Origin of the sequence: Paraburkholderia aromaticivorans, from assembly GCF_002278075.1 — a bacterium.
Lineage (GTDB): Bacteria > Pseudomonadota > Gammaproteobacteria > Burkholderiales > Burkholderiaceae > Paraburkholderia > Paraburkholderia aromaticivorans.
Window position 1 is genome coordinate 18,144 of the sequence record NZ_CP022989.1, and the last position, 24,810, is coordinate 42,953.

11 protein-coding genes are annotated in these 24,810 nt (G+C 56.7%); 1 reads left to right on the top strand and 10 read right to left on the bottom strand.

From position 1 onward, the window contains the following. Window positions 1-8 precede the first annotated feature (8 nt). Window positions 9-1,142 carry a GNAT family N-acetyltransferase gene (locus CJU94_RS00080; RefSeq protein WP_095417021.1) on the bottom strand — a complete coding sequence of 378 codons (1,134 nt, stop codon included), beginning with the start codon at window positions 1,140-1,142 and terminating at the stop codon, window positions 9-11. Window positions 1,143-2,107: 965 nt separating this feature from the next. Here CJU94_RS00080 and CJU94_RS00090 point away from each other — a divergent pair. After that, entirely contained in the window at window positions 2,108-2,959 is an 852-nt protein-coding gene (locus CJU94_RS00090) for a hypothetical protein (RefSeq protein WP_157763686.1), read from the top strand. A 224-nt stretch (window positions 2,960-3,183) separates the two neighbouring features. Here CJU94_RS00090 and CJU94_RS00095 read toward each other — a convergent pair whose 3' ends face one another. From CJU94_RS00095 to CJU94_RS00140, 9 genes are all read right to left on the bottom strand, one after another. Further along, window positions 3,184-4,755: an RNA-directed DNA polymerase gene (locus CJU94_RS00095; RefSeq protein WP_095417024.1), complete on the bottom strand. Its 1,572-nt coding sequence runs from the start codon at window positions 4,753-4,755 to the stop codon at window positions 3,184-3,186. Window positions 4,756-4,847: 92 nt separating this feature from the next. Further along, complete coding sequence (locus tag CJU94_RS00100) at window positions 4,848-8,441, bottom strand: DEAD/DEAH box helicase (RefSeq protein ID WP_244220886.1); 3,594 nt, start codon at window positions 8,439-8,441, stop codon at window positions 4,848-4,850. Window positions 8,442-8,813: 372 nt separating this feature from the next. Beyond that, window positions 8,814-10,538: a DUF4236 domain-containing protein gene (locus CJU94_RS00105; protein ID WP_095417026.1), complete on the bottom strand. Its 1,725-nt coding sequence runs from the start codon at window positions 10,536-10,538 to the stop codon at window positions 8,814-8,816. A 111-nt stretch (window positions 10,539-10,649) separates the two neighbouring features. Continuing rightward, window positions 10,650-17,276 carry a DUF3320 domain-containing protein gene (locus CJU94_RS00110; protein ID WP_095417027.1) on the bottom strand — a complete coding sequence of 2,209 codons (6,627 nt, stop codon included), beginning with the start codon at window positions 17,274-17,276 and terminating at the stop codon, window positions 10,650-10,652. Between the two features lie 521 nt (window positions 17,277-17,797). Beyond that, on the bottom strand, window positions 17,798-19,459 hold the full coding sequence (locus tag CJU94_RS00120; RefSeq protein WP_157763687.1) for a hypothetical protein: 1,662 nt from the start codon (window positions 19,457-19,459) through the stop codon (window positions 17,798-17,800). Between the two features lie 228 nt (window positions 19,460-19,687). Continuing rightward, on the bottom strand, window positions 19,688-20,644 hold the full coding sequence (locus tag CJU94_RS00125; RefSeq protein WP_095417030.1) for an IS1595 family transposase: 957 nt from the start codon (window positions 20,642-20,644) through the stop codon (window positions 19,688-19,690). Window positions 20,645-20,722: 78 nt separating this feature from the next. Further along, the gene (locus tag CJU94_RS00130; RefSeq protein WP_095417031.1) at window positions 20,723-22,633 is read right to left on the bottom strand and encodes an SIR2 family protein; all 1,911 of its coding nucleotides are present in this window, start codon (window positions 22,631-22,633) and stop codon (window positions 20,723-20,725) included. Between the two features lie 179 nt (window positions 22,634-22,812). Further along, the gene (locus CJU94_RS00135) at window positions 22,813-23,211 is read right to left on the bottom strand and encodes a hypothetical protein (RefSeq protein ID WP_095417032.1); all 399 of its coding nucleotides are present in this window, start codon (window positions 23,209-23,211) and stop codon (window positions 22,813-22,815) included. A 258-nt stretch (window positions 23,212-23,469) separates the two neighbouring features. After that, window positions 23,470-24,621, bottom strand: a complete 1,152-nt coding sequence (locus CJU94_RS00140; protein WP_244220887.1) for a hypothetical protein — start codon at window positions 24,619-24,621, stop codon at window positions 23,470-23,472. Between the last annotated feature and the right edge of the window lie 189 nt (window positions 24,622-24,810).

Here is a 24,810-nt window from a genome sequence, read left to right on the forward strand (position 1 = left end):
CGCGCCCTTCAACCCTTTCGCTTGAACGGCGTATGTGCCTCAAGCTCATCAATGTGCTCGTCCATCGCCGCGGTCTCCCGGTCCAGGAACTCGCTGATGGCATGAGCAAACCTGCGGTCAGCAATCCAGTGCGCTGACCACGTCGGCGTTGGCATCAGCCCTCGCGACATCTTGTGCACACCTTGGGCTCCGCCCTCGAAACTGTGAAGTCCGTTAGCGATGCAGTACTCGATACCCTGCATGTAACAGGTTTCAAAGTGAAGACCCGAGACGAATTCTTTGGTGCCCCAGTAGCGGCCGTACATCGTATAGCCCTGAACGACATTCAGGGCCACCGCCAGCCTCTTTCCATCTGCCTCAGCGATGACCAGCATCAGCGCGTCAGGCATCGTCCGGTGGACCAAGCCAAAAAACTTGCGATTCAGGTATGGCGGGTTCCAGTGTTCCCGGTACGTGTTCTCGTAGCATTCGTAGAAGAAATCTAGGTCGTCCTCGCTAATCTCCTGCCCACGTAGCCATCGGAAGGTCACACCGGCGTCGTGAACCTTTCTCCGGTCTTGCTTGACCTTCTTTCGCTTGTCATGCGACATCTTCGAGAGAAATTCGTCGAAGGTCTTGTATCCAAAATTTTCCCAGTGGAACTGGACGCCTTCTCGCAGCATGAAGCCGGCATCGGTCAAGGCTTCGAGGTCGTTTTCGTGTGAGAACAGGACGTGGATGGACGACACGTCGAGTTGCTTCGCGAACTCGATGGCGCCCCGTGCGAGCATGACCCTATCGGCATGCGTTGGTGCCAGCAGCCTCGGACCCGTTACTGGCGTGAAAGGGACTGCTGAGAGGAGCTTCGGGTAGTACTGGATGCCATGCCGGGCGAAGGCGTCCGCCCAAGCGTGGTCGAACACGTACTCGCCGCGGCTATGCGATTTCAGGTAGAGGGGCATGGCACCGGCGAGTTCACCCCCGCGCCACATCAGCAGGTAGGTGGGCTGCCACCCTGTCGACTTGGATGCGCACTTCGTACTGTGCATTGCCGACAGGTATTCATGCGTGACGAAAGGATTCCCGGCGGCTAGCGCGTTCCAATCCTCTGCTCGCACATCCGAAAGCGAATCAATAACCAGAATTTCGACTTTGCTGCTCACCCAGCCTCCCGACAACCTTTCTATGGCGGCATAACACCGCAAAGCAAGGATTGTCGCCGATTCAGAAGAAGTCGTCAGGCGCCTAGGTATGCCCCGCGGTCCTTCACTCGTCCTCAAGTTGAGCGCGCAGTGCGCCGTGGTGAGCAAACAGGGCTTCCGCTCGGTTCATTTCTTCATGAACGCGGGTGAAGGGCGACGTAATCTCTGCTGGCGCCCGTTCGCTATCGGCCACTGCTTTGACGCCCGGAATCTCGAAGCAACTGGCCGGAGGGCTCCCCACCAGACATCTCCTGAAATTGACATAGGACGCTGTTGTCCCGGCGCTGCTGTGCCCGAGAAGCTTTGCAGACACCGCCCGCGGCAATATCTGTCTTTCGCTCTCGCGCTGGCCGCTCAACATGGCCTGTAGGATAAGTTGGACCTGTAGCCGCCTGAACTCATTTGGGGGTCAGTTTCTTGTCCGTTCCGTCTCGTGCGCCGTTGCGGCGGTCAGCGACACTCATGATGACAATCTCCTTTCACTTAGAAAGCCGAGTGAGACGGCGTCTCCAGAGCGCAGTCACGAGAAGCATAGGCGGCAAAGGAGAACCTTTCCATGAGTAATGGAACTGAACCCCACATCGAGCGCCTTCTCTGCGCACAGGAATCTGGAAAATCGTCCGCGTCATCGGAACGTCTCCAGCGGCTTTACTATCGCTCCTTCTTTAACAATCGCCCGTAATTCGCAAGTCGCTGATAAGGCACCGTAAAATAGGTCTCATTCCGGCAACGCGGGGCCGCTCGGGGGCGATGGTTCAGAAGGCTCAAGTACAGTGGAAGTATCACGCGTGCCGTTTGAGCGCCCGAGCGAACCCTGTTCAGAAAAGCGGGGCGTCTGGCCCACGGCCCGGCGCGGTCAGATGCTCGAATAGCCGCCCGGTGTATCCCTATGCAAATTGTTCGAGCCTAGAACTGCGAACCGCTATATGAACGAAACATCGATTGTCAAACGTGGCCCGCAAAGCGACGAAAGCGGCAGGCCGAGTCTTGTCGCTAAATGGCCAGCACGCGACCAACACTCGCACCGAGACTATGCCTGGCGTCTGTATCGAGTTCACGATGAGCAGCGAAACATTCAACATGTGCTTGCAGTTGGCACCCAGGAATCCCGAGCGCTAGGCCGAGAACGCATTGACCTTAAAGCCTGCCTCCTCGATACCGACCGTTTCGGCGACTGGAGGGAGAGCGAAGAAGTATGTTCGATGTCAGCGTGCAGGTCATTTGGAATCAAGCTAACCAACGGTTTCGTAGTGGTTGAACAAGAGGCCCTGCGAAGTCTGAACGTCGGCAGTCTCTGCTTCAACGAGATTGTTAAGTGGGCCCAGCGAGCGGGCCCTGATGAGACAGTATTGCCCATCAACTTGCTGGCACACCACGTTGGCACCTACAGGAAGGAGAACGTGGAAAGACGATATCGCTTCTATCGCCGGTTCGGCCTTGATTTCAACCTGACTGGCCAGGATGGAAACCCGTTGGCGAGTGGCGAATCAAAACCCATGCTTGTTCGCGAACTCATCTGCCATCCTGCGTTGAAATTCCCTAACATCGTTGAACTCGACCTCGTCCCAATCCTCCAGCAGCTGTCGATGAAGAACGTCGAACTCGATGATGACGTGCACCGACTAAAGGGTGCGGTCTCGCGAATGGTCAAAGAACGTCAGCGGATTCGGGACGTCATCACTCATGCTGCCATTATGGCCAGATGGCCAGTCGCGTTCCTCGCCTTTTCAGCCGGCGCAGTCCTTTTCCGCCCGGGCCACTTCGGATTCCATTTTTAGCTAGCAATCGTCGTTCGCCAGAATGTCGAAGTCGTTGTTTAGCAGCCGGGCGACTATCCCGGAATGAAGACTGGTGCCCATTGGGTGTACGAGAACTCTCTACAAGACGTATTTAGACCGTGCTATCGATGCCAGTCGGCAGCGTGCCTCGGGCATCGTCGCGACTTGGCGTGACGGAATGAGCGCCTTGAAAGCGTTACGAATGCGAGGCTGATTTCCAAGTTCTAGAAGGGAATCGCGTCATCGGGAAAGATGTTTGGAAGCTTCGGTTCTGGGCGTCCTTTCGCAATCCAGTTTGCGACCCAGAGGTCGGTCGGGGTCATTGCTGGGTGCTTGAGTATGGTCGGGATGAATTTGTTGCGTTCGTCCCCCGAAAGCACTGATAGCGCGTGCAGATAAGAACGACGGTCCCATGACGCATGTGACAGGACTTTTCCCTTCGCACTTTTCGCCCATGCCAGATTCTTCGTTGTGATAGCAGCGGTCGCCTGTGCGACGACACTTCCCTTCTTCTTCAAGAACTGCTGAATCGTCCTGTCTCTGAGTAACACGGCTCGACTACTGAAGAGCCACTCCATCCAGGTTTTCACGCATTGCCTGTCATAGCGACCATGCGCACAACCTTCGACAAATAGTGGTAGCAGCTCTAACAACTGGTAGTCTGACAGCCGCGCGAGATAGAGAACAACATCATTTGCCGCAGGCGAAAAAAATTCAATCTCCTGAAGCAGCAGTTCGGCAATATCGGAAATGCGCTTCGCTTTTGCGCGGCGAATAATTGCACGGATTACCGCCAAATCCACCATTCCGAACTTGCGTACTCGACTAAGCGCGTCTAGCAGCACCTCACCAGGGTCACGTGATTCCTCGCTTTGCTCGACTTCGTCATCCTCGCCGTCGTCGTCCTCAACATGGGCCGAATAAGGATTGGCAACTTCAATGTCGTTCAGAATTTCAAGCTTCTCTAACTGATATTGATTCTTCAGTTCGTCATGTAAGAATTCTGACGTCTTCTTGACGCTCGTTTTGTCACCAACAACGTTTAGCCGATGGTTCTCGTGAAGATATATGACGAGGTCTTCAAGGCAGCGGTCGAGTTCCTCGCGAGAGTTCGCGAAGATGCGAATGTCGTCTACATAACGCACATGGTCCAGACCCATGTTCTGGATGTGCTGGTCAACATCAATCATTACTGCCTCCGCCAACACAACTGAAGGTGCAGGTCCGATAGGTATTCCCTGCGATGCCTTGTTGTTCAAGCGGGTGATGAACTGCTCGATTTGCAAGCCGGCGTTCTTGTCACCAGTCGCGGACTCGATGGCGTTCCCGACCCGATGAAGGTAAATCTGATTGTAGAAATCAGAGATATCTGTCGACAAGACGTATCGGAACTCCTCTGAAAGATACTCACAGCGAGCCCGATATATGTTAAACCCTGACCCATCACCAAAAAAACTCGAGTCATCGACGCTCATTCTGTATGAGCAAGCGACTTCTGGGCCCATCCGCGCTTCTGCAATCTGTTCGGCAACGCTGTGGGTCAGGGCCACATAGACAATCGCATCCAGAGGTTCCAATTGATGGACAACCCGATAGCCGCCTCGCGCTTTCGGCCATGCGATTGACTTCGGCGGTCCGACAAACAATTCAGCCGGCCTCACTTTCTGCAGGTGTTCCTTGACCTCATCCCAGTAGTACCAGAGCGCGCGATATTCAAAAGGCTTCGGATAGAAATCCGTGTCGTAAAACGCGGTGATGTGCGCACGTGCAAAATCAAGCGAGTCGTCGGTTAGCATAGAGTGAATTTTGACAGATTTTGTACTTGTAAGAAGCTCGACGTGTTGCGGTCTATCGGTATGACGCGAAAGCGATGAACGGCTATCATGCTTCAAGCGCCCCCAATCACGCCGAAGGGTACGCCATACGTCTCGAGCAGAAAGTTTTCGGTCACACTCAGCAAAGAAAGTTGCTCAGGGCTCACTTTTGCGCGGGACAGGCCAGGTTGCACAATGAACACGCGGAGCCTTAAGGCCGCCGTTCGACTCTGGTTTCTTATGGCGACGAGCATGTCACGGTCACTGGTCTGGTACCTCGACAGAGCAACTCCCTTGCGCACCTTCGGGTCCCGCCGCAACAGGTGAACGAAAAGTTCAGTGTGTCGAAGTTGGTTCTGTAGCCAGCTGATGCTCTTTTGCGCTTGACCGCAGACCTCGTACAAGTCGCCGACTCGACCGCCAGCAACGCTATCTTGCGAGTATTTGAGGTGATAGAAGTCGACGGCGATGGTTGTACGCGCATCCTCTTCCGTCACCTTAATGCCAACTACGTCAGCGGACTCTCCCGAGCCGTCATCGTCGTAGATGAGGTCGTATCTGTTCGCAGCCTTCAGGTCCTCGATTACTTTGTACTGGATGGAATCCTTCTCCCTAGTTGCGCCCTGCGCTTCCTTCTTGATGTCGACCTTTGACCAGTCCCAAATCTCAATCCGCGAAGCGTCGAACGGCGCATACGTGTCCGGCAACGTTACGAGTAGGTTACCTTCCAGATAAGAACCGTCAGCGAAGAAAATCTGGGGCGGGTTCTCATCGAAGAACTCAGCAAGAGTCCAAGCTTTCATCCGCCGGCGCAGTATCCCCGGCTCTCCTTCCTGCACGAAGCGATAGGTAGACACCGAATCGTCCGCGACTGGGATGATTTCCAGACGCAAGATGATTTCCATCGACTCGCTCGCGATTCGGAACCTCAATTCTCCGGTTTCGGAGGGCTCGACCAGCTTAAGTTCGAGGTCCCAAAAATCACTTTTGACGCCATGTTCACCGAGCTTAACGGAGAACACGCTCTCTTGGTCCTGGTAAATGCTATCAGGCCATTCGATTGCAATCGGCATAACGGCTGGACGCTGCTTGACCAGCTTCGGGATAAGTGTCCCGTTGAGGACATCTTCCGGATTGATGTCCTTGTCGATGACCTTCTTGCCAACGTGCCTGCACCACCGAGCGAAGGATTCGAGACGAAGACGTTGAAACGACCAAACGCGACCGCGCTTGGTCGCACCAATGGTCGCTGTGCCCCCCTGTTCGAAGCCGATTCCTGAAATGACAGCGCGACGCGCAGTTCTCTTCGACTTCTCCGAAAGCTGCGATGCGACGTCAGCACCCATACGCGAGATGTATCGTATCTTTCGACCGAACTGCTCGTTCATGCCCAAGTTTGTGAGCAGAAGGCGCTTCACGCCGTGAAAGCAGCGATACAACTCGGGGTCGCGAATCAACTCGACGTCTTCTCCGCAAAGCGCCTTGGCTAGGGTCCGATACTCGCCGCTCTTCGATGAGCCGTGGATGTAGAGTAGCTCACGCTCTTTGTCCCATATGGCAACCAGCAGCTCCCACTGCCAATCCTGAACCGCTTCAATGTCTGTCCACGAAACGCCTTTGCTGCTTCCAACGACAACCACCAGCATGTTCTCGGACTCGTTGACGGTATGGCGCACCTTGTCGGACGCTTTGACGCCCTGGATACCTTTGCGGAAGTCCTTCGGCTTCCAGACGCTGCAACGCGTACGGTACACAACCATGCTTGTAGCGGGGCGAATCTCCTGAATCGGAATCTCCCCCGAGAACGGCTCGAATCCTTCGAGAAATTTGCGTGAATCAATCTGGTTGTCTATCTGAGAATCGCTCAGGTCCGGAAGAAGCTCGTTCCAGTCTGGGTCTTGGCTGTAGAGCTTCTCCAGGTCCCCCTTCACGCCCGGGTCCGCAATGTTGGCGATAAACGTTGCATCGCCCAAATCCGCTCTCGCTCGAGTGAATCGTCCTGCAAGCTGAAGCGTCACAGGCAAGCTCTTTCTGGTATCGTGAAATGCTGCAATCTTGAGTTCAGGCATGTCAAAGCCTTCGCCAAGCATATCGCAGCACACGACTATCCGTGACGCTCTCGACGCAAGCTTCGCGAGGGCCTCCCGTCGCTCTGAGGCCGTGAGCCGACTATGGAGCAGAACGGGGCTGTAGCGACCGATTTCTTCGTAAATCTTGAAGACCTGCTCCGCTCGCGATATGTCATATGCCCGGGCCATTGCGACATGAAGGCCGGTCGCGTCGGCGTCCAGCTCGCTGATAGTGGCTTCGGCGATTGCTCTGTCGGCCTTCCGCGGGTCGAACTCGAAGACCGACCGGAAGGTAATCGGACGGAAGTATCCATCTCGCTGCGCTTGCCGCAACGGATAGCGATAGATGATTCTGCCATCTATCTGCTTGTCGTCATCTCTGAACGGAGTCGCCGTGAACTGTAGGACGCGCCGCTTTTCGAACTGAGCTTTGAACTGCTTCCATGTTCGGGCCTCTGCGTGATGCGCCTCGTCGATGAACAGATGCGAACACAGCTCGGCGACGTGGGCTTGGCATTCCAGCGTCATCTTGGCTGCAATGTGACTGGTGGTGACAACGACGTTGCACGCGGAGAAGAAAGCTGCCAGACCTTCAACAGTTGGGATGCTGTGTTCAAGGAGCCCGACGACCGGGAATTGCGCACTCTCGGCGAGGATGTTGCTCCGGTGCGCCTTGAGCAGCCCGAGGGTCAAGAATTTCTCAGCTATCTGCGTACGCAGTGCTTCTGTCGGGACCACAACAACGACCCGCTCGCATGGGGTCGATGTCAGAACGCCCAGCATGGTCTCTGTCTTCCCCGTACCCGTGGGCAGCACCACCGACGCGACTTCGTTGCTGGTCGACCAATGGGCGTGTATCGCGTGCAAGGCACCAGCTTGCGGAGGACGCAGGCCTACTACATCGGCAGCCCTATCTTCGAGAACGTATCTGAATGCGCCTCGCCACGATGCAATGGCGCTTTTCGCGCTCGCATCGAGACTTGCGTTTGGAGCCGCCGGTTGGGAAGAATGCTGCAGCCACGTCCCCGTCACCGCGTCTAGAGTTCCATCATCGCCTAATGTTGCCGAACACTTAAGAACAGCCGCGTCATTCAAAGCAGTCAAGTCGCGCGGGGCGTCCCGTAGTACCAAAACACGAAACGGAAGTGCCTCGGCAGAAACCTCATAGCCCACGGCGCCTTCAACGGCGAACCGGACAATATTTGCCTCGATTTCGAATTCAGGACTAGCTACCTGGCGAATCGAATTTTTTTCGACCTTCTTGTTGATTGTATAAACCCGTGGAAGCCGCACTCTCATTTCAGAAGCCTTTGTTTTGATAGTTATAGCAATCGCGGCGCGGAGCCGACATGCATCGGCCCGGGCGTCGCCCGCTGGAGCTGGTCCGTTCAGTAGGCGTACTACTGGCGCATGCCAACCGACATCACCGTCGAATGATTCAGCAGTTAGTCGATTGCCGACCACATAGCCGGCGTGGCACCGTCGCTTCGCTCGGCGCAAATCGTTAGCACGTTCATCGCCACAAATCCGCCATACGCTGCTTTGTTGCCGGTCGGCGCGAACTCTACTTTGCGGCTGAATATGAGCTTGACGCCGCAAGCACGCGCATCCTCCAACAGGTCTCGGCCAGCTTCTTCAGAAGCTCATCTCAATTTGGTGCGTCTGCGTAACGGCGTGCGAACCCAGACCCGACAAATAAGATTTGGCTGACAACCCGCGAGTTGCAACACGTTCGCAATGTCCGCTCTAACCTCTTGCCGATACTGCGCGTAATCCATCGGCATGTTTTTCTCTCAAACTACAGCAGGGCCCACGCGTGCTTTTTTCATTGTTGAAAGCATCCTTGTTCCGCTTCCGCTGGCGCAAGCTTTTACCTTTCTCTTTCTTTCGTCGCCATCCAATGACATCTGTCACAGACCGCCGCAGATTTTCATATGAACGTGACGATTTGCCCTGACTTTGCCAACGTTTCTACTGCTGAGCAACCTTACCGGTCTCGGCAATCGCTGCAAGCGCAACATTCTGGTCGGCGTACCACCGGACTAAGCATTCGCGCTCATGGCATTTTTGCTCGCGATAATTCCATTGGGCCCGGGTCCGCTCTTTGAATGCAACCGGGTCATCTGCAGCGGCTTTTGCCTTGGCATAGATTGCAGCCAGTTGAACGTCGTCTGAGGCCAGCTCGGCGTCGCTACAAATGATGTGCTCTGCATCGGAATGAGCCTTCGAACAGTCAAAGCTGGTCTGCTGGAATGAAGCCGTCTTAGCCGAAGGCTCGGCGTCTGTGCCTGCAACCTCCTGCGCCCAACTTGATAGTGGTGTCACACCGACGGACAAGTCAGGCCACTGGAATATCTTTATCGAGGCGTTCCCCGAAGGGTTTGAGGTTTGCTTGACGAGCACCACGCCTTTGCCGGATGTTGCATTGACGGCAAACGCGGCTTGCTCCGTACTGCACTCATGTTCTTTGCACCCTTGCGCAACGAGATAACCGTCTTGCATCTGAATTCCGGAAGAGTTCATCACAGCAAGCCGCTCTGAGATTTTCTTCCAGTCCGCTCGCGAGACGCCGTTGAAAGCAGAACGGAATCGTTTGTCATTCACGACATCAGACGGATACTTTCCAACAAGCCAGCTAAAGTCGGGAACCGGATGAACTATATTCAGTGTCGTGGCAGTAGCGGCAGCCGGCACAACGCCATTCGAACCGACTGCGGTTGTGTTGAATTGAAGCTTCGCCTGTTCGCCATTGCCATTCGACGCGTCGTGGTGAGGATAGACGGTGATGGTGTAGATGACCGCCGCCGCAGTGACTGTTGCGGATGCCGCCGCCTTGAGGGCAACATAGTCATTACCCGAACGGATGGCCGGTCGCGGCGTGACCTCTACAGTTAGTTTGGACTGAAACCACTCGTTCGCCTCCTTGATGGCTTGAGAGGAAACGGCCTTCTTACGCATGAAACGGAAGGTCTTGTATCCACCGTAAGCAAGTGCGAGTCCAGTCAACGCAAGGCCCACGGACACGCTAAGCACGGCCATGAGAAAACAACCTAACAGCGCAGCAAAGAGAGGACCGACGAATCCAGGAGCGCTCGGCCATGCCTGCACTCTGGCCATCAAAGCGCTCGCGGCTGTCTGCAGCTCACCGCGAGGTCCTTGCGCCGCAGCACACTTGTGCTCCATCTCGTAGACCGCCAGCATCGCCTTTTCTTTTTCTGCGAGCGAGACCGTGCCGATGTCCACGGCTAACTTGATAGCTTTCGTTGTGAGCGCCAAATCGTGAGCGAGCGTATTGAGAAACGGTTGAAACGCCTCGAGCTTGAGCGCTTCACCGATGTCATCATCTTCGACATAAACACCATGGGAGATGAAATACTGTCGTAGCGCATTCGTTGTGCGTGACTGCACCTTATAGACGAAGTCCTGCGTTGCCTGCTCTCTCTTTGATAAGTTGTCGGTATTCATATATTCAGACCCGGTGCTCGCAGATGTGCCGTGACTTTTCCGACGGCCCGATTTCCTGCCCTTCAAACTTGTCGTATATCTGATTCCGGTTCCCGGAATACTTGTGGTGATGCGGCCACGGGTGTTGTACGTAAAGCCCTTTCCACCAATGGATGTGCTGATTCCGCTCTTGCTGAGATTGATGCGGATACCGGGCGCGATTTTTATGCTTTTCCTGAAGCCCCAACCCATGTTGTCCCCCGGAATGCCTCGTTGAGCGAACTAAAGTCGCCCGTACGGAAAGGAAATTTTTGCCAGTTGTGCAGACGGCCGGACACCTGTCATGCCGACCGTCGTGCTGTTTTAGTTTTGAGAGTCAACGTCCGAAGAAGTGGCCTTCGTCGCATTTGACCAAGCCATTTCCAGACGCATTCTGCTGCCTGCGTTAAGCTTGCGAAGACCCACTTCTCGGGCCATCGCCTGCACGCCTGACTCTTCGTCATGTCCTGCCTGCATCATGTCGAACGCGAGTGCTCGGAGTTCGGCAAGAGAAATTTCATCGACTGACCGTGCGGTGCCATCAATGGGCCGCCGGAATTGAATCTGCACGTCAGCCGATTCACCTTTAGCTCGGAAAAACGTCCCCACATCCTCTGGGTCGCTGCGGAAGTGTTGCGACGCCAACTGGACGACCCGGTCCTGGATTTTTGCGCCTGTCCGTACCCAGCCATGCGCCCGCGCAATACGACGCGCCAGCACTTCGTCCCGAACCGGTCCTTCCACACGTACGACGTGCTCAATCAACCGAAGAAGCGTTGGGTTATAGACGACGTCGAAAAACGAGTTGGCATCGACCGCGTATCCCTCAAGCGTCAAATCCACCTCCGCAAAACGTCCCTCGACTTGGTCGCTGGAATGAGCAACGACGGCGTTGCGAGCGTAGGTGACGGGCAGCGTGGTAGCGTCCGTTACGATTTTCACCTCGCTCGACGGCTCGGTTGTCGTGTCTGTCGGCTGGTCCATCTGCTCATCCGGCATCGCCATTACGTCCGCGATAACCTGCTCCGCGAGGACTGTCGCGTCCTGCTCGGTCTGCGCTCGCTTTGCCCGCTGTTCGGCGAGCAACTCCTCGAGCTGACGATGAATCTTCTCGACCGTCCCCTGCATGTCAATCCACCAATCGGTCGACCAGATGCGCAGGATGTCCCAACCGAGGCCACGCAAGACCTGCTCACGCAGCTTGTCGCGGTCGCGGGCTGTTGCAGAACGATGATAGGTCGCACCATCACATTCAACACCGGCAAGGTAACGTCCAGGTGCGTCCGGGTCGACTACACCGAGGTCAATGCGGAAAGCCGACACACCGACCTGCGGATGCAAAGTCCAGCCTCTCTCGGTGAGCGCGTTCGATACAGCTTTTTCGAACGGGCTCTCGAAGTCTCCGACGCTACCTGCAACCGCCTCGCCAAGCGCGCGTGCGCCGCGGTCCGCAAACTCCAGGAAGTGCTTCAAGTCACGCACTCCGAGCGCCTGAGTTCTCGCCAAGTCCATCTGCTCTGGACGGAAGCTACCGAAAACTCGAAGCTCCTGCCTCGCACGGGTAATGGCAACATTCAGACGACGCTCCCCACCCTGCTGGTTCATCGGGCCAAAATTCATCGGCATGGTGCCGTCAACCCCCGGGCCATAGGTGGTTGAAAAATACATGATGTCCCGCTCATCACCCTGCACGCTCTCGAGGTTCTTTACAAACACGGGCTCAAGCTGCGTTTCCAGGAAGAAGTGCTCAATGGATGGGTCTTTACGACGTTCTTCGTCGAGCAAGTCTTCGATGAGAGATTGCTGTTCAGAGTTGAACGTCACCACGCCGATGGTCAAGCCACTGTCGCGGAAGCCGGGCGTTTTCATTTTGCCGACCAAGTCGGATACCATCGCTTTCGCTTCTGGCTTATTTGTTCGCGCCCCACCGCGCTCGTATTGGCCATTCGCGACATGATTAAAGCTGACGGCACGGTCGTTCGTGACTGGACTTGGGAACGTCACCAGGTCCCCGTCGTAGTAACGATGATTCGAGAACGCAATCAGACTTTCATGGCGGCTACGATAGTGCCACGACAGCTTCATTGTCGGCAGGTTGGCGCCAATACACTCCTCAAGAATGCTCTCGAGCTCAGTCTCGACATCAGTGTCATCAATGTCCGATTCCGCGCGGTCGAAGAAACTTGTCGGTGGCAACTGTTTCGGGTCACCAACCATGATGACCTGTTTCGCACGCGCCATTGCGCCAATGGCGTCCCACACTGGAATCTGTGATGCCTCGTCGAAGATGACGACATCAAAGTTCGCCGTCTCAGCCGGCAGATATTGTGCAATCGACAGCGGGCTCATTAGAAGGCACGGCGTCAGGCGCATCACCGCGCCCGAAGCTTGAGACATCAACTCGCGAAGGGGCAGATGGCGAGTCTTCTTTTGCATTTCATATCTCAGCAGGCCCCATTCAGAGCCTCGTGAGACACGGTCAGGCGACGGATGCCCGGCCGAAAGCTGCGCACGCACCCAGGCTTGTGTCAAGCCGATGAACCGTTCGTCAAGCTCCCGGAAATCCCGAATGCGTTTCTCGTGCTCTGCGGAAACAAAGGTGCGCAACACGTCGTCCACATCGACAACTGCATTCAACCACCAGCGACAGTAGTCGGTCTCGAACGCTTCTTTTACGCGTCCGAGCTGGATTGCGCCCTGTTCAACGCCAGCGACGACGGGGGCAAGCCCCAACGCAAGAGCCGCCGCGCGGGTCTTGCGCCACGCACACCAGGCATTCAACCGGTTCGAGCTAGTCAGGACGTCGCTTGCACGTGCGGCCAGTGCGGCAGGGAGAAGTGCACCCAGAGTCGCGACATCAGAGCTCGGCAAGCCGCTCGCGACCGTGAATTGCGTCACTGCCTGATTAAACGCCTGTAGTGCCTCGGCATACATACGTCCGGCGCCCGCAATCGCGCCCGTCGGCTCAAGCAGAACATTGCTATCGCCCAGCAGCAAAGCAATCGGGCTCTTTACTGCCGCCAGCGCTTCAGGCGAATTTGCCATCAATGCAAGCGCGCCCGACAGCGCCTCGAAGAAATCAAGCGCTGGTTCGATGGCCTCCAGTTTTGTCTGCAAACCGTTCCAGAGTCCCCCTGTCTTCGCCGAGAGGTCGTCGAACTCCCGGAGATGGACAGCAAGGGACACCAGTTCCCGCATCTTCTTGAGGTCGGCCGCCGCGACAGCACCTGCATTGCCTCGCTCGATAACGCCGAATCCCTCGTCCAGCCAATGATTGCCACTCACTGCTGCTGCAAGCACGACCTGGAAGACGACGTATGCCTTCGCGACAGTCAGGTCCGTTTTGTATCCAGACCAAACCGCGTTCGTCTCTGCTTCGAGTCCCGACAGGCGATTGATTACCTGGTCAATCTGCCGAAGCTCACGCATGCGGGCAAGGTCTTCACGCGCGGTGTCGCCGCACTGGCCCCGGCTAACCGGGTCAAGTCCAACGTCTTCCCAGGTTGCGCGCACGCGAGCCTGTTCGAGGGCAGTCTGGAAGCCAAAGGATGCCCGTGCAACATCGAGTTCAGTTTTCAGGCCCAGCCATGCATTCGACGTTAGCAACGATAGGTCATCAAGAGCCTTGATTTCATCCTGAAGAGCGTCAATCTGGACTAGGCGTTCAATGTCGGCGCCGATATCCGGCTCGCCTCCCCCGGTCGATAGTTCCGCGAGCTTTTTGGTCAGCGAGCGGCGACGCATCATGCTCATAGGCCAAGAAGACTCCTGAAGCTCACGCCAATCGAGCTGGAGCTGGCGTACCGTTGCCGCCGAAATACCTTCTCTGTATATCAGCGATAACTGGCCAACCAGGTCCTGGCGCTTTCTCAAGAGTTCGATGCCAGCTGAAAGGCGCGAGCGCAAGGACTCATTCCAAGGCTGGGAAAGCTGCGACTGAATTTCTTGATAACGCGTGAGCTGGGCAATACCTTGTCGCATGTCCTCTAGGACCTGGTTGCCCCGAGGTGCAGACAGCGACGCGTGCAGTTCGCGGTGGCGCTCTACGAGCGGCTTTGCGACCCGCAGGTTTTCCGAGATAGTCTTTGCATCTGGGCGCAGAACAAATTGCCAGTCATGACCGGAAGCGGCCGGTAGGGTCGCTGATAAGAGTCGCAGCCCTTCTCGAGCACGAGAATCGAGAATAAGCGGTGGCAGTCCCACCGCTGCGCGCAGTTGCTCAGCCGCCGTTTCGAGATTAGTAACAGCCGGGCCGATAGCCCGAGCCGAGTCGAGAAGTGCGGCCTGCCACAGTGGGGACCATTCAGTTTGAACCACGTGAGCGAGCGGGCTGGACGTTAACTGCCCCTCTCCCATCACTTTCGCATGAACATCTAGCAGCTCGGCCGTCTCGCGCAGCGTTCGCATAGCGACTGAATCGTGAACCCGAGCGGATGGCCACGACAGCTGCAGCACGGGCAAGTCATGCCCGGCCACAACGCGGCCGATGGCCTCATATACACTGAGCCCGTTCGGGTATCTCAGATGCAGACGTTCAACGTACCCATTCAACTGGTTGCGCAACTTCTCCAGTCGAGCGGCTTCTGCATGCCATTCGTCCGGTGCCAACGCCGCCGCTGAATCCCATGAAGTACGGAGCTGTTCAAGCACCTCCGTCTTTCGCGCCTTGCTCGAGTGCAATTCCAGGCAGAAGTTGCCAAGACCGACGTCCGCCAGGCGTCGATAAACAACATCGAGAGCCGCCATCTTTTCTGAAACAAACAACACTCGCTTGCGCTCAGCTAGACACTGGGCGATGAGGTTCGAGATGGTCTGGCTTTTGCCGGTCCCGGGAGGCCCAATTAGAACAAAGTCTTTTCCCTTACTTCCTGCCACGACTGCTGAAAGCTGCGACGAGTCTGCAGGCAGAGGGCAGAAGGTGTTCTTCACGGGGAGCTCGACGTCGAGTCTTCTGGCGTCCGGAAACTCAATCGTGCTCTCGTAGGAATCTCGTGGCGTTTCAATCAGGTGTCGTACGACGGCGTTCTGCTTGAGTTGCTCTGTTCGCTCGGTCAAATCCTTCCACATCAGGTATTTCGCGAACGAGAAGGTGGCGAGGACGACGTCTTCAACGACCTCCCATCCCTTGATGTCCTTTATTGCGCTGGACACTGACTTCCAGATACCGGCCACATCCAGACCAGAATCGTCCTTCGGTAGCTCTGTATCTTGGATACCCAACTCCAGTTCGAAATCCTGACGCAGCATCTCGATAAGCGTCGGATTGAAGCGCGCCTCGTCATCGTGCAGCGTCAGGCTGAATCCGGAGCGAGCGCTACGTCGCTCAAGCGATACCGGCACAAGAATGAGCGGCGCCCGGTACTTCTTGTCATCTTTCGCGTCGCGTGTCCAGGATAGAAAGCCCAACGCAAGATACAAGGTGTTAGAGCCGCCTTCCTGCAGGTTCGTCCGCGAAGTACGGAACAGCTCGACCAGTCGAGTGTCCATCTCGTCCTGCGACAGTCCAACGAAAACTTCTTTTCGCTTCAACGCGTCGAGCGCATGGGAGCGGCGGATGTTCTCTCGCTGACGCGCTTCATGGATTGCCTGGTTACGAGGGTCGTTGCCGTCCATCAGGTCTGGACGCGTAAGCAACTTGATAGCGTGGCCCTCCGCCAGAATGTCCTCAAGCTGCCCGGGGTCCGGCGCGTCAAGTCTCAGTGATTTCTTTCCCGCCTTGAAACTGAGCAGATTGTTTCGAAGTGACAGGTCGAGGAGTTTTCGTTGCCAACGGGTAAGTCGGTCCTCCGGACGTTCGACTGCCTTATCGTCCACCGCCCCGTCCAGTTCCTCAGGCAGTTCCGGAGCGCTTTCAAAACCCGCTTCAATGTTTGTCGCTTCGGTTCCGACCGTCCCTCGAGCAATCGCCTGCTCGCTAGCGAGCGGTTTGATGCGCTGCAAGCGAGCGCGCTTGACGTCGACGGCCAGGTGAAATTTATGGTCATTTTCTTCAGAAATCTGCTCTTCGCCATTGGCTATCGCAAAGCTGAAGGCAGGATACGGGCGTTGTGTGAGCATCGTCGACTCAAACAGCACCATCTCCTTCAATTTCACACGCTTGCGAAGTGCCGTGACATCGTCGACGACCGAGGTCGAAAATTCCTCTGCTTTCAGCCAGACGCCCGGAAAGGCATGCCCCTCCGTAAACACCAGCACGGCGTTGAGACCAGCCTGCTCAAGCGCCGCACACGCGAACAATGCAAGGTCGAGACAGGTTCCAAGCCCGGAGTCGGCAATCTGGCTCGGGCTTCGCACCTTCTGTCCGTCCTGTTCGAAGCTTGCCGGCGGCAGCGAATAATCGATGCCCATCGACCCAATCGCATTCCAGATAGCGGATGCGAGCTCCCAGGCGCGGCGAGCACCTTCCTGATAACCGTTAATGGCACCCGATTTGCCGGCTTTGTGAAGCACCTCGGCGGCCTTCTTCAAAACCCGCTCGACTGCTGGTTCGTTCGGCTGAACGAATGCTGCGACCATGTCGGGTAAAGCCGATAAGCCGCCCCATTGATTGCGCGGCAACAACTCAACGGCAGATTCGAATGACGCGCGCTCGACAGGCTCGGTCAGCCCAGCCGTAAGCTTGAAAGTTATCAATGCCTTTTCTGACTCGGTCAGACGGCCGAGAAGCGCGCCGTCGAGCAAAAGGTCGAGGTCACTGATGCGTATATCTTTTCCGGCAGCGACGTGGTCCAGATGCCATGTCTTCGGCTTGAAAAATGACGGCTCAGAAGAAGCGGTGAGCCGCAACTCTTTGATGTCATCGGCGGTCTCGTTAGCGAGCGAAAGCTCGTGGACGACCGGAATGGCATTCTGGAAGTCGGCCAGATTTATTTTGCCAGCGAGCGAGGCCTTAATCTGCACGCAACGCAGCTCCTCCGGCTTGTCTGCCGGCTCGACAATAATCTCTTCCATCTGGCCCCCAAATCGACTCTGCCGATTTTGCTCTCTCGATTCTGATTTTGCTGTCGACCACCCAGATTCAAATGGCCGAACAGGCCAACAAATCGCTGGCTACTTGCTGCTTATCCCAGCAACCCTGATTCCGGCGGACGCGCCCCGCGACATAATCGCATAAATCGCGGCCCGAATTGCCCCAAATGCAGTAAACACTGCGGCCCCCTCAACCTTGGTGGCAACGGTTTTGACCGAAACAGTCTTCTTGCTTCCCGCCGTCTTCGCAGGAACCTTCAGGACAGCAAAAACGGCCTCCTTCGCAGCCGAAGACTTCGTCGCGACGGCTTTCTTTGCGGCAGCCTTCTTGGTAACGACGCAGGCTGTTGCCGGCTGCTTTACCACTCGCCCCGAGCGGCAGTGGTCACCGCTGGACAAAAAGCTGGACTCGACGGCAGCGGAAGCAGTAAATCTGCGATATTCCCTCACTGTGCGAGAGAGGGTTTCCGTTTTAGAGAAGGCGTGGTGGAGAAACCCTGCGTCTATTGGGGCCGGCGGGCACGGTCTTCGACCCGCTTGAAAACCTCCGTGCCGCTGAGCTCCGGGGCTGCTTTCGCGATAGTTTCGATACAGTTGACCAACTCGGCAGTGGGCCAGACGCCCTCGCCCAAGATTAGGTCAATGAGGTTGAGCGCTTCATTTGGAAATCTAGTACATGTACCGTACTGCTCTAGGTCGCTGAACACCGTGTACGGATAGTCCACTGGTACTAGCCATGGCTTCACCACGACCAATGCTTCGGGGAAGCTTTCGCCGGCGGCAAGCGCCAGTCTTGCAAACTGCTCCGTGATTAGCCTCGGTGCCGCGATGCTGGTTTTCGGCCAAATTTTTCCGAGTAATGGTCGCACACGATTCAACCAATATTCCTCTCTTTGGTCTCCGGCGCTACTCAAAGCCTGAACGAGCGCACGAGCGCATTGTTCCAATCCATCGTGAGGAAGTGCGCGAATCGCAGCCTGAATTTCGGACCGGCTAAATACGTCCGAAGGGTCGAGCGCAGCAAAAGTCAGCACCGAAGCATATTGTCGGCCATGGTCTCCCAAGTCAACATACCTGGTCGCGGTTCGTAGGAACGCGGATTTGAAAGCTGCAAGCAGCGGACGATAAAGTCGCGGCGCCCAGAGATATCCCATCCAGGCAGCTCGAGCTTCGACATCCGAGCGGTTCCAGTCGAACAAAGGGAGAACGTTCGAGCTTGCCCATACCTGGTCCACACGCATCAACGCAATCACATTGGCGGAGAGGAGAATTCGAGCGTGCCGATACTGGGCAATATTTGTGTCGCACATGCGGGTGAAAATCGGTTCGAGCTCCGGCGGCAACAGCTCGCCGTCGTCGGGTTTGGTACTAAACCACCAGTGAAGCAGCGCTTGCGTGACGCGACCCTTGGGATGATTTATTGCGCGAAAAATTGGGTCATCGTCGTTTACCGCCTCGTCCTCCGTAACGCGGAGGAACCGCTCACAGATACTAAAGAACTCGGATTGATTAGTTTTGAGATTTTTGCCTACCTCCTCTAACCACCATGTGGCAGCTTGGGCGATTTCTTCGATGACATCCGGTGGCATGCGGCTCACAGTTGGCGCAAGGCGGCGCCAAGAGCGCTGGAGAAGCTCACTGCTGCTCCATATCTGCAATGCCTCTCGCCAACGTTGCTTTGGCCATATTCCTCGTCGCCCAAGTGCCAACAGTGCTCCACACGCAGTTGAGAAACGGTCTCTACAAACCTCGCCCCAATCGTCCTCACGGAAGAAGCCATCCGATGGCTCCTTCTGAAGCCACTCTTCAAGCAACTTCCGTTCTTGCGGCGCGCGCTCAAGCTGGCGTTCCAACTTATAGTCAGGGTCACCCGTTCCACTCATCCAATGCGAAAACTCCTCGCGTTCATTGCCGCTCAATCCCCACTGAGGATTGTGTAACTCCAGCCCGCGGAGGCGCCACTCCGCGTTTTCCGTCAAAGCAAGACCGCCCTCTCTAAGCTTAACGAGTCGGAGCCACACACTGCGGTCAACTATCTCAGACCAGCGCTGCTCTTCAATATCCTCGTTGTACATAGCTCTGGGTGGGCCTGCCATGATGCTATTCTCGAGACGCACTTGTGCCTGCCCCGGAAGCTGAGCACCTTGTTGAATTAAAAGTCTCATCACTTCTCTTTGCGTTTCCACGGACCACAACCACCAACCATTTTCGGCAAGGAGCCACTCGACCCATTCTCCGGCTTGGGTAGCGCCGTCAAATGTCGCAGCATGTAGCACGAGTCGCTGAAACGTCGGATATGGTTCACCGCGGAACGCGTTCACGGCACGTCGACCGCGTGCCGGGTCGGCATCGAATGTCGCCTTCCAGGCATCCCGGACCAATTCGATACCTGATTAGCCATCTACCTCAGCCGCCCGAAGGGCCGGCTCCGGCCATGGCGGTGTCGTAGCGGCAGCGCGCACGAGGCGTTTGAGAATGCTACGGAGGTCGAAGCGACGGTTGAATCGGTACTGGAGTTCTGACAGGTAACGGTCGGCGTATTTTTGGAAATCGAAAGCATGGTAAGTCCCGCTGATAGCCGTCTTCAGGTTGCCAAGTACCGTATTCACGGCGCGGAATTGAGGGTGCTGCGCGGCTTCCCTTCCCGTGCCGCTGTTCATCACGATAGCGGTATGCGCGGCGCCACTGGCGGTCACGCCCCGGAAACATCCCAGTCCGTCGGACAGGACCTGAGCGGAAGACGACAGCGCCTGCCTGGCCCAGGTTTCAATGGCGTCCCTTGTGAAGGGAATCCGGACGAAGCAGGCGAGGACAGGTTTGCCATCGTCGGTGGTCTGCACCGCCACGACGAAGGGGACCTTGTTTGGGGAACCGCGACCGCGCTTGCCCGGACGTTCGCCGCCCAGGTAGGCGTCATCGATTTCAACGCGACCGTCGAGGACACGGGAGGCTTCTCGCGATGCCATGACCTGCATCAGCTTGTGCTTCATCATCCAGGCCGTTGTGTAGCGCACTCCAAGATGGCGCTTGAGTTCCAGGGCCGAGACGTTGTTCTTGGCCTGGGTCAACAGATGCATGGCCAGGAACCAGCGGGTGAGCGGCAGTTTCGTCGCCTCAAAGACGGTGCCGGAGGTGACTGTCGTCTGATGTCGGCAAGCTTGGCATTGCCAGTGCTGCCGGCCGTTGCGCACGAAGGTGCTATGCGCGCTCTTCGCGCAGTTCGGACAGACAAAGCCGTTCGGCCAGCGCGAGACCACCAGCGCCGCATGACACTGTTCGACCGTACCGTACAGATTCATGAACTCGGCCATCGAAAGGCCCTTTTGAAACTGGACTTGATTGATTGCCATAACGCGCTCCTCGCCTGGATGTATTCATTTCACCCTGTACAGGATAATCCGATGAACTTGGCTGAGGTAGATGGCTAATCAGGATTCGATAAGAAGCGTCCAATCGTTAAAGCCCCTGTTTTGCCAATGAGGAGAGACCGAGGGCATATGCCACATGCCGAGGTCGCTCCGGTCGTCTGCTTCGCCAAGTTCCCTCATCAGGTCAAGCGTATCCCGCAAAGCGCCGTGCACGTCATGGAGCATCAAGGGCAAAGCCACCTTCCATTGCGGCGTCTGCCTCAGCTCGGTAAGGCTCGAATGGGCATGGTCCATGACGAGAACGACGTCCCAATCCACGAGTTCTTTCAGTGCTTCCCCCTGTCGGGGCTCAAATGAATCCCGCATGTCCCTGAGCGATTTTCGGAGCGTGACCCGCGGCGTGAGTAAATCACGGAGCCTCAGGCGAAGAGACGTGGTGAGACCGTCTCGATGGAATTGCGCCATCCACTGATACACATCGAAATTCTGTCCACGTGCTTTAATCCGGCCGGCAAGCAGTAGTCTCCACAAAGTGCGCATTGCCGCCCGAGGTATTCCATTCGGGGACTGAGCTTTAAAGCGATTTATCTCGTCCACGTTCTCAGCTTGCTCGAGCTTTGCTATCGCCTCCAATTGCCGCTCCACCATCCATGCGAACGACTCGCCAAGTTGGCCCCCAAGTGAAGCGAGCCAGAGCACTAAGGCAGGGTCATCAAGGTGACGCGTTAGCCATTGGGCGATGTATGACATCACACCATCCATCTGTCCGGCGGCTCCGTCATGGACGATAGACATCAGCGGTGCGAGCGAATAGGGACTGGGGCGTCGTGTGAGGCTAAATTTAAGCTTTGGATTCGGCCTGCGGTCGGGCTCGACCCCAAATCGAGGAAGGTCTGTATGTCGATATCGGTCCTCGCAAAAGTGCTGAAGCCAGTCCAACGTCGGTGCCGGTGTGTGCTCTGCAAAGCGCTTCGCCGCCGAACCCTGCTGGTCGCTTATCGCCCACAGCATGCGACCTACGAAGTCGTCTTGCTTCGTACTCGACAAGGGTCCGGCCAATGCGCAATCAACGACTATTCGCTCCTTGCCGCGTACTCCGTCGCGATATGTATTGGCCCAACTACGAATTGTCTTGTGGAGGTTCGAGTGACCGACCGACTCCTTGTACAGGATGGGAACGACATTCTTCGCGCGCCATTCGTTCGATATCTGCTCTTCATTGGTTCTCTTGTAGCTGCCGAACGCGAACATCTCGGGCGACGCCTCTCCGCGCAGCCGGTCGGCCGCCAGCGCATCTGTCATGTAGCGAAGAACAGGGTCGTTGAGGCTGTAACCGACAAAGCACACGACGTAATTGCGAAAAAGCTCACCTACGAAACGCGCGGCCCAGCGTTCTGTCAAGTATGCAAGCCCAAAATCTCCACTAGAGATAACCAGTTGGTCGAGTTCGTGCGCCGTCGGCGCCTCTGTGAGAAGACCATGGATGTAGACGATACCGTCCCATCTACTCTTCGGCACCGGCAAGAGCGGTGCCGCAAAATGACCGACGGACAGCTTGTCCCTATCGATGACATGTTGGAACAGCCGGTCAAAGTTTGTGGTTATCAACCTCGTTGCGCCACCCTTGGTCCTCGCGAGGGTTAACAGGGCTTCGTGGGTAGTCGTCGCATCTTTCGCTGCGAGGTCCGGCAAGAGAATGTCGACCATTGCGCGACGCACCGTCTCGCGGCTTCCGATTCGCGCCTCCAACAATCCCACGGCGGTGTCATATTGGAATGCCTTCAGAGCAGCCGCTTGCACGTGGTCAGGCGTCTCGCCGAGTTCCCGATAAAGCTCATCAACAAGCCCCCCAAACCCAGGCAGCCCGGCTGGGTAGGAGACTCCCGCCCCACAGAAGAACACCACACGACCGTCCTCGTGCGCTTGCAGCAAGGTTTCGGGAATATCCGGCCCATTCTTAACGAACTGCATGGTCTCTCGCCTCTTATGTTTCTATGTCGGTCAGGCAGCCTTCGACTACAGCGTAGGATTATGCCGGTTATAGCAAGACTTGAGACTGGTCCGTCGGCCGGATACTTTGCTGACAAGGAAAGCAGCCCCAACTCCGCTGCCCCATGCCGCTGGCTGCGCCCGTCTCCTTCAAAACCGTCTTAACCGCAGGCGTTGCCGTGCTCACCGCGTCCCGGCTTGCGAACAGCCATTTCTATCGTGCGCTCCAGCCAATAAATTGCCTCTCGGCGACTCTCGCCACAACCGCCATAAGGCATCGCAAATCTCCGGTCTGTTGCCGCCAAATTTGCGAGCCGCCCCCACGCGCCTAGACCCGACGATGCGACGGCGCGCACGACCCTGCGCAACGCGGCGGCGTTGTGGTCGCAAGCCACAAACGCCGCGTACACGACCCGGCCACCGCTCAATGGGATGCGCACCGTTACGCGCTTCGCACCACACTGTTCGTGCAATCGGTCGATTTCGACCATGGCATGTAGCCAACATGCGCCCAGCGAGTTGAAAATAGCCGAGTCGCTTGCCACGTTCTGCGCTTGCATAAACCACCTCCTCGATGAGAAGCGTATAGCACGTGGTTTTATGTATCGGTCGGCACGTTTTTCCTGAGCAGTTCTGCTTTACGAGAAACGCGATGACAGAGTGACAAATGGCTCGCCATGAGCGAGCCATTTGCCTCTACAAGACAGATGGGGTGCACTGTCAACAATGCCCGGAGCTCCGTATCCTGAGCTTGGGGCGCTTTAAGCCTCTGCCAAGAAGGCGCCAGAGGCCTGTTTCTCGAAAGTTACGAGACGAGGTTATTTACACCGCCATGGGGGCTCGACACCTCCTCGCAGCATCCGCCAAGACTCTTCCACCACGCCGATGTCCTTCAACAGGTCGAAGGCAGCATCCGCGATGCCACCACACTGGGTGACCAGTGTTTTAACGGCAGTCTCGGAAGGCTCGATTGACATGCTGTACAGCATATCCACGAACAGTTGAGCGTTGAGCTGAGCGCCCGCATAGCGGACGGTCGCATCACTTGCGCGTAAGAGCGCAACGTCTTCCGACGGCCATCGCTCCCGCCACGTCCACTCTCGCCGAAGAGCCCCGGCAGTAGGTTTGCTTACTGCTCGGGCCGGTGTCGAGGATTTCGCGGGATGCACAGGCGGTTCCGGCCGCGCCGGCGGCCAGAGGCCCCCGTAAAGAACTGTAAATGCGTCGCCGGTACGCTCGAGGAATCCGCATTTCGCCAGATACCCGAGGAAAAGCCTCAGCGCCGCCGACACTTGATGCCGGACCAGTTCCGAGGTGCCGAATCGCCCGCTGACCCAGTCGAAAACTTGCGACAGCGAAAACCGTTTCGTCTCTTCCCGACCGCCGATGGGGTCATAGACGAACCGGACAAAGGTAGCGCCTTGCCATACATCAATCGGAGCGGGTATGGCCTGCGCTCCTTCCCGGACAGACACCTGAAGATGTCGTGGCCAGCGTGCACCGTCAGCCAGCCCGAGCACGGTGCGCAATTCAAGACGCTTCATCTCATCGGGAAGAGCCTGATACCGAGCGTAAGCCTCGTCCACCTTGCTCTGCTGCTTCGGCGGTTCGGGTCGGTGACGCGGGACGCTTGCGGCCTCACTGCTTTTGCGCGCGACCCAAGCCTGGTACTCTGCGAGCAGTTCCGCCTCGATTACAGCGTAGTCACTGTTGCTGACCCAACTGCGGTTGGTCACACATTCGACTACGTGCCATGCGAGCTCCTGCAGCGTGAGAGACTCTTCCTCCAATAGTGGGAGCAGGTCTATCTCGATACAGGGCACGTGACTCGCACGAAGATACTTCGCTTTCTCCGGTTCAACCGCGTGTCGGACTTTCACTTCGACGATGACCTCGGTCCCGTCGTCCAGATGTCCCGCGATATCGGCGATGTACGTTCCGATGCGCGATTCCGCACGGGCTTCGTTCAATCGCCAAACTTTCTCCGGCAGGTCAGCTGTCTTCGAACGCTCGAAGAGACCGAACCTCGGGTGCAGTCTATTGAAATTGACCACGAGTGGCGGAAGCGCGACAGAGCGATGCGCCAGTATCAGCTGTTTCGCAGCAAGGTGCAGAGCGGTCTCCGCGCCGCCGACACACTCGGCCCCGGACGCGTGCGA